Source organism: Telluria sp. B2 (assembly GCF_051789535.1).
In the GTDB taxonomy this organism is placed as follows: domain Bacteria; phylum Pseudomonadota; class Gammaproteobacteria; order Burkholderiales; family Burkholderiaceae_D; genus Telluria.
Genome location: NZ_CP196525.1, coordinates 1780368 through 1791919 on the forward strand (window position 1 = coordinate 1780368; position 11552 = coordinate 1791919).

At 62.8% G+C, this 11552-nt stretch carries 13 protein-coding genes; 9 read left to right on the top strand and 4 right to left on the bottom strand.

Translation table 11 applies throughout. The annotated features are described in order from the left end of the window. Positions 1 to 45: 45 nt before the first annotated feature. The 3 genes from ACSUZJ_RS07955 to ACSUZJ_RS07965 all read right to left on the bottom strand — a co-directional run bounded on the left by ACSUZJ_RS07955 (position 46) and on the right by ACSUZJ_RS07965 (position 2692). Complete coding sequence (locus ACSUZJ_RS07955) at positions 46 to 597, bottom strand: hypothetical protein (RefSeq protein WP_499414950.1); 552 nt, start codon at positions 595 to 597, stop codon at positions 46 to 48. Further along, positions 597 to 1586, bottom strand: coding sequence for an HpcH/HpaI aldolase/citrate lyase family protein (locus ACSUZJ_RS07960; RefSeq protein ID WP_499414952.1), 990 nt, complete (start codon positions 1584 to 1586; stop codon positions 597 to 599). Before ACSUZJ_RS07960 ends, ACSUZJ_RS07955 begins: the two co-directional genes overlap by 1 nt. Positions 1587 to 1702: 116 nt before the next feature. Continuing rightward, positions 1703 to 2692: a malate dehydrogenase gene (locus ACSUZJ_RS07965; RefSeq protein ID WP_499414953.1), complete on the bottom strand. Its 990-nt coding sequence runs from the start codon at positions 2690 to 2692 to the stop codon at positions 1703 to 1705. A 298-nt stretch (positions 2693 to 2990) separates the two neighbouring features. Between ACSUZJ_RS07965 and ACSUZJ_RS07970 the strand changes: the two genes are divergently transcribed. The 8 genes from ACSUZJ_RS07970 (at position 2991) to rnk (ending at position 10489) form a co-directional block, all read left to right on the top strand. Then, positions 2991 to 3758: a GntR family transcriptional regulator gene (locus tag ACSUZJ_RS07970; protein ID WP_499414954.1), complete on the top strand. Its 768-nt coding sequence runs from the start codon at positions 2991 to 2993 to the stop codon at positions 3756 to 3758. A gap of 465 nt (positions 3759 to 4223) precedes the next feature. Beyond that, the gene (gene sdhC, locus ACSUZJ_RS07975) at positions 4224 to 4646 is read left to right on the top strand and encodes a succinate dehydrogenase, cytochrome b556 subunit (protein ID WP_499414956.1); all 423 of its coding nucleotides are present in this window, start codon (positions 4224 to 4226) and stop codon (positions 4644 to 4646) included. A gap of 2 nt (positions 4647 to 4648) precedes the next feature. Continuing rightward, positions 4649 to 5017, top strand: coding sequence for a succinate dehydrogenase, hydrophobic membrane anchor protein (sdhD, locus tag ACSUZJ_RS07980; protein WP_312548893.1), 369 nt, complete (start codon positions 4649 to 4651; stop codon positions 5015 to 5017). Between the two features lie 2 nt (positions 5018 to 5019). Further along, complete coding sequence (gene sdhA, locus ACSUZJ_RS07985) at positions 5020 to 6798, top strand: succinate dehydrogenase flavoprotein subunit (RefSeq protein ID WP_499414958.1); 1779 nt, start codon at positions 5020 to 5022, stop codon at positions 6796 to 6798. 75 nt (positions 6799 to 6873) lie between these two features. Beyond that, positions 6874 to 7584 carry a succinate dehydrogenase iron-sulfur subunit gene (locus tag ACSUZJ_RS07990; protein WP_499414960.1) on the top strand — a complete coding sequence of 237 codons (711 nt, stop codon included), beginning with the start codon at positions 6874 to 6876 and terminating at the stop codon, positions 7582 to 7584. Between the two features lie 342 nt (positions 7585 to 7926). Beyond that, positions 7927 to 8196 (top strand): FAD assembly factor SdhE, encoded by a 270-nt coding sequence (locus ACSUZJ_RS07995; RefSeq protein WP_499414962.1) that lies wholly within the window; start codon positions 7927 to 7929, stop codon positions 8194 to 8196. 55 nt (positions 8197 to 8251) lie between these two features. Further along, on the top strand, positions 8252 to 9553 hold the full coding sequence (gene gltA / locus ACSUZJ_RS08000) for a citrate synthase (RefSeq protein ID WP_499414964.1): 1302 nt from the start codon (positions 8252 to 8254) through the stop codon (positions 9551 to 9553). A gap of 528 nt (positions 9554 to 10081) precedes the next feature. Further along, positions 10082 to 10489, top strand: a complete 408-nt coding sequence (gene rnk / locus ACSUZJ_RS08005) for a nucleoside diphosphate kinase regulator (protein WP_499414966.1) — start codon at positions 10082 to 10084, stop codon at positions 10487 to 10489. A 22-nt stretch (positions 10490 to 10511) separates the two neighbouring features. Here rnk and ACSUZJ_RS08010 read toward each other — a convergent pair whose 3' ends face one another. Continuing rightward, a complete protein-coding gene (locus ACSUZJ_RS08010; RefSeq protein WP_499414968.1) occupies positions 10512 to 10808 on the bottom strand; it encodes a hypothetical protein in 297 nt (98 codons plus the stop codon). A 242-nt stretch (positions 10809 to 11050) separates the two neighbouring features. On the opposite strand from ACSUZJ_RS08010, the gene ACSUZJ_RS08015 reads away from it, so the two are divergent. Then, positions 11051 to 11545: a nuclear transport factor 2 family protein gene (locus ACSUZJ_RS08015; protein WP_499414970.1), complete on the top strand. Its 495-nt coding sequence runs from the start codon at positions 11051 to 11053 to the stop codon at positions 11543 to 11545. Positions 11546 to 11552 lie beyond the last annotated feature (7 nt).

Sequence of the window (11552 nt, forward strand, 5' to 3'; positions counted from 1 at the left end):
AATCAGCAACGGTAGGGTGACGCGCAGTGTTGGCTTCTCTTCGCGTCAGCTTTTCTTTTCTTCCAGCCCGGCCGTGACGAGCGGCTTGGACTGTTCGGCGTTCTTGCATTCGTTGGCCAGCTGGCGGTTCAGCTTCGAATCGAGCAGCATGCCCTTCGACGGGATGCCGATCCAGACCAGGCCGTAGTTCGTGTTCTCGAAACGCAGCGCGCCGGTGGTCGTGCCCACGCGCGCCAGGCGGTGCAGGCGCTTCTTCCAGCGCAGGGCGATGTGCGAATCGTCCTTCTCGCTGGTGTAGATCGTGATCTTGTTGCCCAGCTCGCAGGCATAGTCGGTCACCTTGGTGTCGGTGATGTCCGGTTCCGGTTCCTCCACGGTAGCGGCAACTGCGGCGGCGCCGGCGGCGCCTGCTGCTGCGCCGGCCGCGGCTTTCTTCGCCTTCGAGGATTTGGTTTTTGCCTTGGACTTTGCCTTGGCGACGTCGGCCGCTTTCGGATGGTTCTTTTCTGGAGCGGCGGACGCTGGCGCGGCGCACAGGCCGAGGGCCGCGAGCACGAAGGCGCCGGCGGCGAGGAGGTGTTTGACTGGGGTGGCCATTAGTTGGATTCCGTTTGGTTGACGATTGCCGCCGCGGATTCAGGCAGCGCCAGGCCGGCCAGCTTCGCGCGCTGCAAAACGGTCCAATAATATCGGTAGCTGGCGCGGTCGTGCAAGCGCCCATGCTGAGCGATCGGGCCCCAGTTCACGGCCATCGCTTCCTGCAGGATGTTGGTGGCTTCGTTCACTTCCGACAGCCTCGGCGTGAACGCCTTCAGGATCGGCTTGATCTGGTCCGGATGGATGCTCCACATGCGCGTGAAACCGAATTCGGCGCCAGCGCGCTGGGCATCGTTCGCCACCACCGCGCTGTCCTTGATTTCGGTCGTCACATTATGCGAGGCGACCTTGCCGTGCGCATGACATGCCGCAACCATTTCCAGCTTGGCGCGGACAACTAATGGATGCGAAAACTGTCCCGGGGTGCGCATCGCGCTGGCAGGAACGGCGCCGTAGTGCGCCGAGACGAAATCCATGATGCCGAAGGACAGGCACTCGACCTGGGGCAGGGCGGCGATGTCGTAGGCTTCGCGCAGCGCGCCGTGGGTCTCGATCAGCACGTGTACCGGCAGCGCCGCGCGTCCGGCCGGGACCGCGACGCCGTTGATCACTTCCAGTGCGCGCCGCACGTCGGCCAGGCCGGCCGGCTTGGGCAGCACCACGTAGGCCAGGCGGTTCGCGGCGGCGCCGACGATGGTGGCGACATCGCGTTCGAAGAAGGGGCTGTCGATGTCGTGCAGGCGCACGCCGATGCGGTTGTGGCGGTTGTCCTCGCTGTTGAGCAAGTCCGCGACGAGCTGGGCGTGCGCGGCTTCGTTGCCGGCGGCGGCGCCGTCCTCGCAGTCGAAGGTGATGTCGAACAGGGGGCCAAGCTCTTGTTGCAGGGCCATCGACTTGCGCATCAGCTTCTCGGAGCCGCAATAGTGGTCGCAGGCGGGAAGAAGGAGCGGCTGGCGTTTGCCCTGGAATAAAACCTCGGAAGGATGCATGTGTGTTTCGGTCGTTACGCTGGCAGGAAAAGAAGAAGCCGCCGTGCCCGCTTGAGGGGCACGACGGCTGCGGCGCACGGTCGGCTTGGCCGGTTCCATGGACGCCGCGTCGTGTTTTAGGCCAGCAGGTGGGCCACGCCTTCACGCTCTTCGGTCAGTTCCTTCAGCGTGAGGTTGATGCGCTCTTGCGAGAACTCGTCGATCTCCAGGCCCTGGACGATCTTGTACTCGCCGTTTTCGGTGGTGACCGGGAAGCCGAACATCACGCCTTCCGGGATGCCGTACGAACCGTCCGACGGGATGCCCATGGTGGTCCACTTGCCGTTGGTGCCCAGCACCCAGTCACGCACGTGGTCGATCGCTGCGTTGGCGGCCGAAGCTGCCGACGAGGCGCCGCGGGCGTCGATGATAGCGGCGCCGCGCTTGCCGACGGTCGGCAGGAAGGTGTCGCGGTTCCAGACGTCGTCGTTGATCGCTTCCTTGACCGACTGGCCGTCGACGGTGGCGAAACGGTAGTCCGCGTACATGGTCGGCGAGTGGTTGCCCCAGACGACCATCTTCTCGATCGAACCGACCGGCTTGCCCAGCTTGGCGGCAACCTGCGACAGGGCGCGGTTGTGGTCCAGGCGCAGCATGGCGGTGAAGTTCTTGGCCGGCAGGTTCGGGGCCGACTTCATGGCGATGTAGGCGTTGGTGTTGGCCGGGTTGCCGACGACCAGCACTTTCACGTTGCGCGAAGCGACGGCGTCCAGCGCCTTGCCCTGCACGGTGAAGATCTGCGCGTTCGCTTCCAGCAGGTCCTTGCGCTCCATGCCTGGGCCGCGCGGACGGGCGCCGACCAGCAGGGCGACGTCGACATCCTTGAAGGCGGTCATCGGGTCGCTGTGCGCGGTCATGCCGGCCAGCAGCGGGAATGCGCAGTCGTCGATTTCCATCATGACGCCCTTGAGCGCCTTCTGTGCCTTCTCGTTATCGATCTCGAGCAGCTGCAGGATGACCGGCTGGTCCTTGCCCAGCATGTCGCCGTTGGCAATGCGGAACAGCAGGGAATAGCCGATCTGGCCGGCTGCGCCGGTGACGGCAACGCGCATTGGGGTTTTAGCCATGATGAATCTCCAAAAGTGGGAATGAAAACGGTCGAAGCCGAGGATACGCCTGTTTCCGAGCGTCGGCCGGGAAAAACCGCAATGATACCAAAATCGCACTGCGTCCAATTGGGTAGCCGTGACCGCGCGGCGCTTCCCGCCAGGCGCGGCCAGCGGGGCGTACTGGCGTCCGATCGACCGCGAGTGTAGTCCTCGGTAGTTCTACCTGTCAATTGATATCATATGTCTTATATAAGACACATGTCATTGCCATGTGTACACTGGACGGGGAGGGGCTTTTGTGGTGAAATCGCGGTCTATGAATCCAGTCTCGTCCAACCCGGCCAGCGACGGCGCAAGCGGCAACGGCTCGCCCTCGTTCCGTCCGCTGTACCAACAGATCAAGGCGCTGATCACCCAGAGCCTGCAAGCGGGCGAATGGAAGCCGGGCGAACTGATGCCCAGCGAAGTCGAACTCGCCGCGCGCTTCAAGGTCAGCCAGGGCACCGTGCGCAAGGCGATCGACGAGCTCGCGGCCGAGAACCTGGTCGTGCGCCGGCAGGGAAAGGGCACCTTCGTTGCCACCCACCACGAAGAGCGCGCCCACTTCCGTTTCCTCAAGCTGATGCCCGACGAGGGCGTTCCCCACCATCCCGACAACCGCATCGTCGAGGTCAAGCGCATCCGTGCACCGGCCGAGGTCGCCCGTTTGCTCGAGCTGAAGTCGGGCGACGCGGTCGTCTACATCAAGCGCGTGCAGTCCTTCGACGGCGCGCCGACGATCCTGGAGGAGCTGTGGCTGCCGGGCCAGCTGTTCAAGGGGCTGACGGCTGAACGGCTGGTTGAGTACAAGGGTCCAATGTACGGATTGTTCGAGTCGGAGTTCGGCACCCGGATGATCCGCGCGACCGAGAAGATCCGCGCGGTCGGCGCCGACAGCGCGGCCGCGGAATACCTGCAGGTGGCCGAAGGTACGCCGCTGCTGTGCGCGGAGCGGGTCTCGTTCACCTACGGGGACAAGGCGGTGGAATTGCGGCGCGGGTTGTACTTGACCGCCAAGCATCATTACCAGAATGAGTTGTCGTAAGGCGGGCGTTTGCTGTCGATCGCCGAATTGTGGTGATGATTGCAAATGGTGGCGGCGTCAACCGTAGGGGGGGGCGCCCCGTGCCCACGCGGAACGACGAGCAGTGTTGGCGTGTCGATGATGCGTCAAAACGGCAAGCCCGCGGCGCTCCGGGGATGCCCCGGTAACGGTCCCAACGCCGCGAGCGGATGAGATGTGACCGCCACCCGAGCGTGCCAGCGCACGTACCGCGTGGGCACGGAGTGCCCACCCTACGGAGGCGGCAGAGCAGGACTTTGCCAGGACCAGGTCGGTCCCGGCAGCAATCGCTTCATGCGATTAAAATATGTTGGTTTGGAGAAAGCGCCGAACAAAACCCTGTTCCTCGCGCTGCATCCTGATAATCGGGCTTCGGTTATTGGTGCGGATCAAAAAATCGGCGAAAATTAAGGGTTTTTTAAATTTTGTCAGTTAAGGAGGTGTTGTATGTCCGAAGCCATAACAAAGCAGCAAAAGAGGGGACAGCCGATTCGTAATGTCAACATTACCGACATTACGATGAACTATCGCCAGCCGCCCTCGGCGATTGTGTCGATCCTGCACCGTATCAGCGGGTTCGTCATGTTCCTGATGCTGCCTTTCCTGCTGTACCTGCTGCAGGAAAGCCTGCGCTCGGAGATTTCCTTCGCCCACTTCGCCGGTGTGGTCGACAACGTCTTCGTCAAGATCATCCTGCTGGGCCTGTCCTGGGCCTACCTGCACCACTTCACCGCCGGCATCCGCCACCTGTTCATGGACAACCACCTGGCCCTGGACAAGGACGCATCGCAGAAGACCGCACGCTGGGTCCTGGTGATCAGCCTGGCGCTGACCGTCATCGTCGGCCTGAAACTGTTTGGAGTATTCTAATCATGGCAACCAAGAATAATATCGGCCCGCGCCGCCTCGTCGTCGGCGCCCACTACGGCGTCAAGGACTGGCTGGCGCAGCGCGTCACCGCGATCGTGATGGTGGTCTACACCGTCATCCTGCTGGGCACCTTCCTCACCGCACAGAATTTCACCTACGAAGGCTGGGCGTCGCTGTTCTCCCGCCAGTGGTTCAAGCTCTTCACGGCCGTCACCTTCTTCGGCCTGTTCTACCACGTCTGGGTCGGCGTCCGTGACATCTGGATGGACTACGTCAAACCGGCCGGCATCAAGCTGGCCCTGCAGATCGCCACCGTGCTCGTGCTGATTGCCTACGCCGTGTGGACTGTGCAAATTCTCTGGAGCGTGTAATCGTGGCAGCAATCAATACTGCAATCCCCACCCGTCAATTCGATGTAGTCATCGTCGGCGCCGGCGGTTCCGGCCTGCGCGCCGCACTGCAACTGACCGAAGCCGGCCTGAACGTCGCCGTGCTGTCGAAGGTCTTCCCGACCCGTTCGCACACCGTGGCGGCGCAGGGTGGCATCGGTGCTTCGCTGGGCAACATGAGCGAAGACGACTGGTACTGGCACATGTTCGACACCGTCAAGGGCTCGGACTACTTGGGCGACCAGGACGCAATCGAATTCATGTGCCGCGAAGCACCGAAGGTCGTGTACGAACTCGAACACTTCGGCATGCCTTTCGACCGCAACCCGGACGGCACCATCTACCAGCGTCCGTTCGGCGGCCACACCGCCAACTTCGGCGAGAAGCCGGTGCAACGCGCCTGCGCGGCCGCCGACCGTACCGGCCACGCGCTGCTGCACACCCTGTACCAGCGTAACGTCCGCTCGCGCACCCACTTCTTCGTCGAGTGGCAGGCCCTGGACCTGGTGCGCAACGCCGACGGCGACGTGCTGGGCGTGGTCGCCCTGGAAATGGAAACCGGCGACGTCATGATGCTGCAGGCGAAGACCACCATCTTCGCCACCGGCGGCGCAGGCCGTATCTTCGCCGCGTCGACCAACGCCTTCATCAACACCGGCGACGGCCTGGGCATGGCGGCGCGCGCCGGCATCCCGCTGCAGGACATGGAGTTCTGGCAGTTCCACCCGACCGGCGTGGCCGGCGCGGGCGTGCTGATCACGGAAGGTGTCCGTGGCGAAGGCGGTATCCTGATCAACTCGAACGGCGAACGCTTCATGGAGCGCTATGCGCCGACCCTGAAGGACCTGGCGCCGCGCGACTTCGTCTCGCGCTCGATGGACCAGGAGATCAAGGAAGGCCGCGGCGTCGGCCCGAACAAGGACCACGTGCTGCTGGACCTGCGCCACATCGGCGCCGACACCATCAAGAAGCGCCTGCCGTCGATCCTGGAAATCGGCCACAAGTTCGCCAACGTCGACGCGACCAAGGAACCGATCCCGGTCGTCCCGACCATCCACTACCAGATGGGCGGCATCCCGACCAACATCCACGGCCAGGTCGTCACCCCTGACGGCACCGGCGGCCAGAAGGTCGTCAACGGCCTGTACGCGATCGGCGAATGCTCCTGCGTGTCGGTGCACGGCGCCAACCGCCTGGGCACCAACTCGCTGCTCGACCTGGTCGTCTTTGGCCGCGCCGCCGGCAACCACATCGTCGCCCAGAACCTGAAGGCGCAGGGCAACCGCGCACTGCCGAAGGACTTCGCCGACTACGCGCTGGGCCGTCTCAACAGCCTCGAGAACTCGACCGGCGGCGAGAAGGTGCAGGACGTCGCGAACGCAATCCGCTCCACCATGCAGAAGCACTGCGGCGTGTTCCGTACCCAGGCCCTGATGGACGAAGGCGTCAAGGAAATCATGAAGCTGGACGAGCGCCGCAAGCATGTCTCGTTCAAGGACAAGTCGAAGGTGTTCAACACCGCCCGTATCGAAGCGATCGAACTGGACAACCTGATCGAAGTGGCCAAGGCGACCATTGTCTCGGCAGCGGCGCGCAAGGAATCGCGCGGCGCCCACGCCCACAGCGACTACGAGCAGCGCGACGACGAAAACTGGATGAAGCACACGCTGTTCTTCTCGGAAGGCAACCGTCTCGACTACAAGCCGGTCGTGACCAAGCCGCTGACGGTCGACACCTTCAAACCGAAACCACGTACGTTCTGATCCACCGATCGAACGCGAGAACGACAGAATTTTTGCGGACGGGAGCTGCTCCCGTCCCCACTTGATAGGTAAAACATGGCACGCACAGTCCACCTGAAGATCTACCGCTACGATCCGGACAAGGATACGAAGCCTTACATGCAAGACGTCACCGTCGAACTGAAAGACACCGACAAGATGCTGCTCGACGCACTGCAGCGCATCAAGGCGGACGTCGACGATTCGCTGGCCCTGCGCCGCTCCTGCCGCGAAGGCGTGTGCGGTTCGGACGCGATGAACATCAACGGCAAGAACGGCCTGGCCTGCACCACCAACCTGAACGAGCTGACCCAGCCGATCGTGCTGCGTCCTCTGCCGGGCCTGCCGGTGGTGCGCGACCTGATCGTCGACATGACCAACTTCTTCAAGCAGTACCACTCGATCAAGCCGTTCCTGATCAACGACTCGATCAAGCCGGAGAAGGAACGCCTGCAGACGCCGGAAGAGCGCGAAGAGCTCGACGGCCTGTACGAGTGCATCCTGTGCGCCTGCTGCTCGACCTCCTGCCCGTCGTTCTGGTGGAACCCGGACAAGTTCGTCGGTCCTGCCGGCCTGCTGCAGGCCTACCGCTTCATCGCCGACTCGCGCGACGAAGCCACCAACGAGCGCCTGGACAACCTGGAAGACCCGTACCGCCTGTTCCGCTGCCACTCGATCATGAACTGCACGGACGTCTGCCCGAAGGGCCTGAATCCGAACAAGGCGATCGGCAAGATCAAGGAATTGCTGGTTCGCCGGGCGATCTGATCGCCTGGTTCAATGTACGGCGCTCGCGCGCTTGGGCCGCGCCGATGAATTGGTCGTGAGACCGCGTGGGCTCGGGAGCCCACCCTACGGGTTTGCTGGTTTTGTAGGGTGGACACCTGTGTCCACGCGGTACACCGCATGCACATCGCACCGCATGCAACCGGACAATTACGTCCGGAAAGTAACAGTCAGAACGAACAGCCTACCGTCCGTCCTGAGTCGCAAAAATCGGATATCCTCCGCCTCATTGCGCCCAAAGTATTGCCATAAATACAGTAGAAATACGGTACTGCCGAATGACGGCAGCCGGAGTATAGTGTTGACCCAACAACGGACTCTAGTGTGACTAAGCTGCATCAATCCGACCCCGCCAACCGTGCCCGCCTGCGCTGGCGTGCACGCCGGGGACTGCTCGAAAACGATCTGATCCTCACGCGCTTCCTCGATGCGCACGAAGAGGAACTGACCGACGAAGAGGTCGATGCGCTGACCCGCTTGCTGGACCTGGCGGACAATCCGCTCATGGACCTGCTGCTGGGACGCGCCGAGCCCGAAGGCGAAGTCGACCTGCCGCATGTGCGCGCCCTGGTGGCGCGGCTGCGCGAAGCGTGAGCGAAACCAGTTTTCGTTTTACATTTTGTAGATCCACTCCCAAGAAGGAAGTGCCATGAATATCTCTGATACCAAAGCCACACTGTCGTTCTCCGACGGCAGCCCATCGGTCGACATGCCGATTTACAAAGGCACGATCGGCCCGGACGTCATCGACATCCGCAAGCTGTACGGCCAGACCGGCAAGTTCACGTATGACCCTGGCTTCATGTCGACTGCCTCGTGCAATTCGAGCATCACCTACATCGACGGTGACAAGGGCGAGCTGCTGTACCGCGGCTACCCGATCGAACAGCTGGCAGTGAACTGCGACTTCCTGGAAACCTGCTACCTGCTGCTGAACGGCGAACTGCCGAACGCCGAGCAGAAGGCCAAGTTCGAGAACACCGTGACCCGTCACACGATGATTCACGAGCAGATGAACTTCTTCTTCCGTGGCTTCCGCCGCGACGCGCACCCGATGTCGGTCCTGGTCGGCACCGTCGGCGCCCTGGCGTCGTTCTACCACGACTCGCTCGACATCAACGATCCGGAACAGCGTGAAATCTCCGCGATCCGCCTGATCGCCAAGATGCCGACCCTGGTCGCGATGGCCTACAAGTACTCGATCGGCCAGCCGTTCGTGTACCCGCGCAACGACCTGTCGTACAGCGCCAACTTCATGTACATGATGTTCGCCAACCCGTGCGAAGAGTACAAGGTCAACGACGTGCTGGTGCGCGCCCTGGACCGCATCCTGATCCTGCACGCCGACCACGAGCAGAACGCATCGACCTCGACCGTCCGCCTGGCCGGTTCGTCGGGCGCCAACCCGTTCGCCTGTATCGCTGCCGGCATCGCCTGCCTGTGGGGCCCTGCCCACGGCGGCGCCAACGAAGCGGCACTGAACATGCTGAAGGAAATCGGCTCGGTCGAGAACATCCCTGCCTTCATCGAGAAGGTCAAGGACAAGAACTCGGGCGTGAAGCTGATGGGCTTCGGTCACCGCGTGTACAAGAACTTCGACCCGCGCGCCAAGCTGATGCGCGAAACCTGCCACGAAGTGCTGAACGAGCTGGGCCTGCAGGACGACCCGCTGTTCAAGCTGGCCATGGAACTGGAACGCATCGCCCTGGAAGACGAATACTTCGTGTCGCGCAAGCTGTACCCGAACGTCGACTTCTACTCGGGCATCGTGCAGTCGGCCCTGGGCATCCCGGTCTCGCTGTTCACCGGCATCTTCGCGATGGCCCGTACGATCGGCTGGATCGCACAATGGAACGAAATGATCGCCGATCCGGAACAGAAGATCGGCCGTCCGCGCCAGCTGTTCGTCGGCTCGCCGGTACGTGATGTGCCGGCTATGGACAAGCGCTGATTCGTCTGCGTTGTTCTTGAGAAGCGGGCTGCGGCCCGCTTTTTTATTGTCCCGTCGTCACGGGTGGTGTTGACGGAATGGACAGGGGGGATATACTGGGCTCCTGTATGCGCATGCGCTACCGACAACCACGCGTTGTACAGCGTGGACACAGGTGTCCACCCTACGAAAACCATACCGTGCGGGTCAATCAGCCCAAGCGTTAAATGCAAGCACCGACGACCATGAACCATCTGAGCAATTGCCAGCATTGCGGTTCGCCCCTGAACGAGGGAGGTCTGTTGTCGCCCGTTCGTTTCAAATCTTCCTGCACGCCGTCCGAGCGCGCCGTCATGGCCGCGCGCGCCGTGCAGCTCTCCGCGCGAGATCTCGCCTGGCTCTCCCGGGCTCGGCGAGGATAAGCACCGGTCGGCGCCACGCCACCCGTCCTCCCGAGCCTCTCCATCGCATCGACTCCGCTCGCACCCGCGGGCGGTTCCTACATCCGGCCGCGCCATGAAAAGCGGCCAAGCACCTTGGAGTCACAACATGAGACCGAACATCGTCGTATCGTCGCTGGATATCGAACGCCTGGAGGCGTTGATCGATTCGCTGCCGGCCGCCCAGGCCGACAACTGCGCCGCGCTGCTGGAGGAGCTGTCGCGCGCGGACATGGTGGAGCCGCAGGACATGCCGCCCGACGTCGTGACCATGAATTCGCGTGTGCGCTTCGTGCTCGACGGCCAGGCCGAGGAATTCGACATGCAGCTGGCCTATCCGAAGGACGTGAACGGCGCGGAAGACAAACTGTCGGTCCTGACGCCGGTCGGCAATGCGCTGCTCGGCCTGAAGGTGGGCGACAGCATAGCCTGGAAGCGTCCCGATGGCGGCGCCTTCCAGGTGCGCGTGCTCGACATTGTCTACCAGCCTGAACGCGCGGGCGAGCTGCACCGCTGATCCGTTCGCAGTTCTATTGTTGTCAACGGCACTTGCCCCGGATCTTCGCCACCGCCACAAAGGGCAGCGCCAGCAGGCCGGACAGGAAGAAGGTCGGTTGCCGCTTTAGGCCGTCCGGATGCAGGCAGTCGGGCACCTTGGCCTCGTGGAACTCGCGCCCGAACTGCTCATAAGCGGCGCCGCTGAGGGTGTCGCCCTGGTACAGCTGCGGGTAGTCGTCCGCGTCCGTCAACGTGTCCTTGACGGCCTTGCGGATAGCGTCTTCGCTGAGGCGCGCGCGCAGCGACAGGGGCGCCGGCGCTTCGCTTCTCTGCTTCACGGCCGGCTCGGCATCCCATCGCGCAGGGACGGGAGCGGCGGCAGGCGCGACGGCGGGAGGTTCGGCGCGCGCGGCGACGGCAAGGCAGAGCAGGCAAACGACAAGTTGGCGCATGGTGCGAAGCTGGAAAGGTAAGAAGTAGCGTTGCCAAATGTACACGAACAAAGGCGGAATGGGGCGCTTTGTACGAATAGTTACATACTGCTGTGTACAATCAGACTTTCAGTCGACGGAACCTGCCCATGAAACGCCTGCTGCTCGCTTTCGCCCTGCTGTTTTGCTCTCTCGCTGCCCAGGCGGACCCGAACCTGAAACGCCAGGTCGATGCCTTTGTGGACCGCTGGCACGACGATGCGGCTCATGCCCGCATGAGCTACTTCGACAAGATCGCGAAAGACGGCATCTACATCGGCACCGACAAGACCGAGCGCTGGCGCCGCGACGAGTTCAAGGCCTGGGCCCGCCCCTATTTCAAGCGCAAGTCGGCCTGGGCCTTCAAGGCCATCAAGCGCCATGTGTATGCTTCCGGGGACGGCTCCATGGTCTGGTTCGACGAACTGCTCGACACCCAGATGGGCGTGTGCCAGGCCAGCGGCGTCATGCGCCGCAAGGGCGAGAGCTTCGAGATCGTGCACTACCAGCTCTCGATGGCGGTGCCGAACGAGGTGGGCGGGCAGGTGACGCGCCTGATCAAGGATTTCGAGGCGAAGGACGGCTGGAAGGAAAGCCGGAGCTGAGCCCCTG

Bases quoted from the DNA above. Each gene is read 5' to 3' on its own strand.
- ACSUZJ_RS07955 (WP_499414950.1), bottom strand. From the start codon at position 597: ATGGCCACCCCAGTCAAACACCTCCTCGCCGCCGGCGCCTTCGTGCTC.
- ACSUZJ_RS07960 (WP_499414952.1), bottom strand. From the start codon at position 1,586: ATGCATCCTTCCGAGGTTTTATTCCAGGGCAAACGCCAGCCGCTCCTT.
- ACSUZJ_RS07965 (WP_499414953.1), bottom strand. From the start codon at position 2,692: ATGGCTAAAACCCCAATGCGCGTTGCCGTCACCGGCGCAGCCGGCCAG.
- ACSUZJ_RS07970 (WP_499414954.1), top strand. From the start codon at position 2,991: ATGAATCCAGTCTCGTCCAACCCGGCCAGCGACGGCGCAAGCGGCAAC.
- sdhC (WP_499414956.1), top strand. From the start codon at position 4,224: ATGTCCGAAGCCATAACAAAGCAGCAAAAGAGGGGACAGCCGATTCGT.
- sdhD (WP_312548893.1), top strand. From the start codon at position 4,649: ATGGCAACCAAGAATAATATCGGCCCGCGCCGCCTCGTCGTCGGCGCC.
- ACSUZJ_RS07990 (WP_499414960.1), top strand. From the start codon at position 6,874: ATGGCACGCACAGTCCACCTGAAGATCTACCGCTACGATCCGGACAAG.
- gltA (WP_499414964.1), top strand. From the start codon at position 8,252: ATGAATATCTCTGATACCAAAGCCACACTGTCGTTCTCCGACGGCAGC.
- rnk (WP_499414966.1), top strand. From the start codon at position 10,082: ATGAGACCGAACATCGTCGTATCGTCGCTGGATATCGAACGCCTGGAG.
- ACSUZJ_RS08015 (WP_499414970.1), top strand. From the start codon at position 11,051: ATGAAACGCCTGCTGCTCGCTTTCGCCCTGCTGTTTTGCTCTCTCGCT.